Consider the following 4,254-nt stretch of genomic DNA (forward strand, 5'->3'; position numbering starts at 1 on the left):
CAGACAAGGACTTGCTGCGCTAACTATCAATGGAGCGAGTGGGGGAAAGACTGCATGGAGAAACATACCGTCAGTATCGTAACTTGCGAGCAATTTTGCCGTATTAAAAACGGCATCTCAACTAACCGCCCCGCTTTGGCTTAGGCTAAGGCGGGGGTTTTGATCTCATAAAAAATATCCCCGGTTTAATTGCCGGGGATATTTGTTTATATCTTAACTTTTTGGTAACGCTTGGTTTCAAGAAGGGTTTGTGCTTCCTCTCTTGCCCATTCGTCAACCAAAGCAGCTCCGCTTAAAGTGAGCGGTTTATTGTCCGAGGTGTGCTTTTCAAGCACACCGGCGACGATTTTGGGAATATCGGTAAACAATATTTTGCCTTCAAGGAAAGCGTTTACGGCCGTTTCGTCCGCGGCGTTAAGCGCGGCGGGGAAGCTGCCGCCTTTTTTGGCCGCTTCCAGCGCAAGGCAGAGGCAGGGAAATTTGTTTAAGTCCGGCTCGGAAAATTCCAATTTCGCCATTTCCGTAACGGAAAGCCTTTTTACAGGGCTGGGCAGCCTTTTGGGATAAGTTACGGCGTATTGTATCGGCAGACGCATATCGGGATTGGAAAGTTCGGCGATAATACTGCCGTCTACATATTCCACCGCCGAATGTACTATGGACTGCGGATGTATCACTATTTTGATTTTTTCCAAAGGCAGGGAAAAAAGGTGCATAATTTCTATTGTTTCAAAGCCTTTATTCATCAATGTGGAAGAATCTATAGTGATTTTTTTGCCCATTTTCCATCTGGGATGCGCCAAAGCCTGAGCGGGCGTAACTTTGCTTAAATCCCCGTCATATTTAAAGAACGGCCCGCCTGAAGCCGTCAGCAGAATTGCGGCTATCTGCGGTTCTGCTTTATAGTAGGAATGGCAGTCAACGTTCTCAAGTGATTGAAAAACGGCCGAAGGTTCCGAGTCCACGGGGATAATGGTTGCGTTCCAGCGTCTGCACTCGTCCATAAGCGCGCGCCCTGCCATAACTATCGGTTCTTTGTTGGCCAAAGCAATGGTTTTGCTTGCTTTTATGGCCGCTATAAGCGGTATAAAACCTATTGAACCGGCAAGGCCGTCTATTATCAAATCGGCTTCCGGCATAATGGCCAAAAACACCAAAGATTCTATACCCGGCCCCAAAAGTTTGGTGTGCGCGGGGACCATATCCTTTATTTTTTTGTAAGATTCCTCGCTGTATACGGCGGCGTATTTAGGTTTAAACTGCGCTATTTGCTTTAAGAATAAATCCGTATTGTTGTTGCCGGTTATCGCCAAAACCTGATAATCCGGGCCCAAAGCGGAAATTACGCTTAAGGAAGAAACGCCTATAGAGCCTGTCGAGCCTAAAATTACTATTCTTTTCATGGCAGGATATATAATAAGACGTAATAAAGCACCGGCACAGTCAGCAGGAAAGCGTCGAATCTGTCAAAGAAACCGCCGTGCCCGGGCAGAATGTTTGAAGAGTCTTTTATGCCTGAACTCCTTTTAAGTATAGACTGGGCCAAATCGGAAATTTGCCCTAAGACGGAAATCATCAATCCCAAACAAGCGGCCTGCACGGCCGTTATGTACCAAGGGAAGAACAAATCCCAACAGAATAAAGCTACGGCGGTGCCGATAACAGTTCCGCCTATTGCGCCTTCCCAGGTTTTCTTGGGGCTGACTTCCTTATTAAGTTTGTGTTTGCCTAAAAATCTCCCGGTAAAATATGCGCCGGTATCTGTGGCCCAAATAGTGAAAAACAAAATATAAGTAAAATATTCGCCGTAAGGTTCAATAAGGCGTATATTGATAAGATGCGCCAAGGACCACGGTATTAAAATTACGCCGAGCAAAGTATTTGCGGCGCGTTCTGCGGAGCGGCGCGGGGTGATAACTTCAACAAAAAATATTCCCGCCAAAGACAAAGCCATAAAGAAAGAAGGAATATTGCTGGGAACGCCCATTTGAACGTCGGCCCTGCCGGCCACCGCGCCGATTATCATCAATATGCCGAAGACTATCAGCGAAACGCGGTTAACGGGTTTTTTTGCCGTAAGCAAAATCAAACCATACTCATACAAGCAGAGCAGTATTATGGCGGAAACAAACGCCATATAGAATACGCCGCCGAAGTAAATCGCGGCGAGCACGAGGGGAATACCCACGATTGCGGTTAAAATTCTAGGTAATAACATAAAAACATTTTAGCAAATTGTTTATGGATGTGCGTTAAATAAAAGGGGGACTTTTAGGTTTCGGAGCGGTTTTAAGCTTCAGTCGGGCGAATATGGCGCGCGCTTTATCTTCCGCCGAAGCGGCGGTTCCTTTTGGAATACTCCTCTAAAGCTTTATTAAATTCTTCTTCTTTGAAATCCGGCCAAAGGACGGGGGTAAAATAGAACTCGCTGTAAGCCGCCTGCCATAAAAGGAAGTTGGAAAGCCTCTGCTCCCCGGAAGTTCTTACTATCAAATCGGGCTCGGGCAGATTGTTATAAAGCGCGGCGGAAATATCTTCCGGTTTTATTTCTTTTTTGCCGGAGGATAAAAGCTTTGTCGCGGCGTCGGCTATTTCTTGGCGGGAACCGTAATTTAAAGCCAAATTTAAAACAAGTTTGTGATTGGGCTTTGCCTCGGTGGCGGCTTTATCCATTTTGCGAAGTATATCCGCCGGCAAAGGATCGCGCCTGCCGCTGAAAATGATTTTTACATCGGGATTGTTTTCCTTTAAAAATTTTGCTTTGTCTTAGTTATAGAAGATGTATTTGTTGGTTTTAATTATATTTGTTAGCTTTCTACTTAACTGTAGTGTGGTGATAATACTCAAAGGCATACAGCGTTATATATTTTACTCCGGCTTTTAAGGCGGCGTTTGTAACCGCTTCGACCGAGCGAGCGCCTTCTTCGTGGCCTTTCGTTTTTGAAAGCCCCTTTGCTTCGGCCCAGCGTCCGTTGCCGTCCATTATAAACGCTATATGCTTTGGGATTTTGGTTTCTTCCGCCATAATTATATTTTACCTTATTTGAGCCCGCCGCCCAAGCAGAGATAAAAGCCCCCGGTTTTAAGCCGGGGGCTGATATTGTGTTTAATTCTTTCTTTTGCACCTTAGCATTACGCCGCTTCCTTCGGAATTGTCGCAGTGTCTGCCGTTACTGCAACTGTAAACTCCGCAGGTTGTGGGGACGTTTTCGCCTCTCATACATTTAAAACTGCAGGTTGCGGCGGTGCAATTTTGCGTGCAAAGTTCGGCGTCTGTTTTAGAGTTGTTGCAAGTACTTACATTATCGCCTTGGTACTCTCCGCCTTCCCACCACATGCCTCCGTTATAGTAAGCATGGTGCCAGCCACAGCGGTCTCCCGCTTTCGTATATGGCAATTTGCCGCCGACGAAATATTTTTTGCCATTCCTTCTGCATGTTTTTTTGTCTATAAAACTGTAAGTATTATGGCAGTCCGCCAATATGCCTACATTTACTCTTTCCGGCAGATATTCATAAACGCATTTTTTGCCGTCGAGGGATACTTGCCCGGTTGGGCAGCAGATTCCGTTGCTTTCATATTTGCCGTTGGGGCAGACGCATTGGCCTTTGGCCGCATCCCACTTGGATTTGGGATTTCCTGCACAGCATGTGGAATCGCCGGGGTTGCATTCGCAAGCGTTTTGTTTCGCATACTCCGCGTCATCGCATTTGTTTGCTTCTTTGCAGGCGGAATCATTCCAAGTTCCCCATTGGCATGACTTATTGCAAAATCTTACCATAGTCCCGGTTTTTCCGTCGGAACATTCGGAAGTGTCCGTGCTGTCCGGCGTACATACGCCTTCATTGGAACACGCGCCCCATTGGCCGGTCTGCCATTCTCCGGTGGAGGTGTCGCAAGTTACGCTGCGCATGTGATAACCGCATTTATTCCCGCATGATTCGCTTTCCGCCGGTTTTTGGCCAAGACATTCTTTTACTCCCGGTCTTTGCGGACAGGAAGGGAAGTCGTAGCATTGGCCGGTAATCGTATTGCATTTTCCCGTAACGGTACTGCCGTCCCAGCATTCCTTGGTGCAATCTCCGCAGGATTTTACGTCGGGGGTAATACCGGGGCCGCCGCCGTCGCCGCCCGCCTCCGCGCCCCCGGCATTTCCGCCTCCCCCGCCCGCGACCTGCGCCCTTAGCCCCCGCCATCTGCCGCGCTTGCGGTTGGGTGTGCGAAGTCAGCGGATATTTTGGACGTATAGCTAAC

At 47.6% G+C, this 4,254-nt stretch carries 5 protein-coding genes; all 5 read right to left on the minus strand.

Going from position 1 to position 4,254, the window contains the following annotated elements; genetic code table 11:
- Positions 1 to 206 precede the first annotated feature (206 nt).
- On the minus strand, positions 207 to 1,403 hold the full coding sequence (gene dxr, locus ACQY26_RS06445) for a 1-deoxy-D-xylulose-5-phosphate reductoisomerase (protein WP_428048321.1): 1,197 nt from the start codon (positions 1,401 to 1,403) through the stop codon (positions 207 to 209).
- Complete coding sequence (locus ACQY26_RS06450) at positions 1,400 to 2,218, minus strand: phosphatidate cytidylyltransferase (protein ID WP_428048322.1); 819 nt, start codon at positions 2,216 to 2,218, stop codon at positions 1,400 to 1,402. Before ACQY26_RS06450 ends, dxr begins: the two co-directional genes overlap by 4 nt.
- A gap of 104 nt (positions 2,219 to 2,322) precedes the next feature.
- The gene (gene uppS / locus ACQY26_RS06455) at positions 2,323 to 2,697 is read right to left on the minus strand and encodes a polyprenyl diphosphate synthase (RefSeq protein ID WP_428048323.1); all 375 of its coding nucleotides are present in this window, start codon (positions 2,695 to 2,697) and stop codon (positions 2,323 to 2,325) included.
- A gap of 118 nt (positions 2,698 to 2,815) precedes the next feature.
- Positions 2,816 to 3,025 carry an undecaprenyl diphosphate synthase family protein gene (locus ACQY26_RS06460; protein ID WP_428048324.1) on the minus strand — a complete coding sequence of 70 codons (210 nt, stop codon included), beginning with the start codon at positions 3,023 to 3,025 and terminating at the stop codon, positions 2,816 to 2,818.
- An 81-nt stretch (positions 3,026 to 3,106) separates the two neighbouring features.
- A complete protein-coding gene (locus ACQY26_RS06465; protein WP_428048325.1) occupies positions 3,107 to 3,913 on the minus strand; it encodes a hypothetical protein in 807 nt (268 codons plus the stop codon).
- Positions 3,914 to 4,254 lie beyond the last annotated feature (341 nt).

Origin of the sequence: Candidatus Proelusimicrobium excrementi (assembly GCF_937881865.1) — a bacterium.
Classification (GTDB): domain Bacteria; phylum Elusimicrobiota; class Elusimicrobia; order Elusimicrobiales; family Elusimicrobiaceae; genus Proelusimicrobium; species Proelusimicrobium excrementi.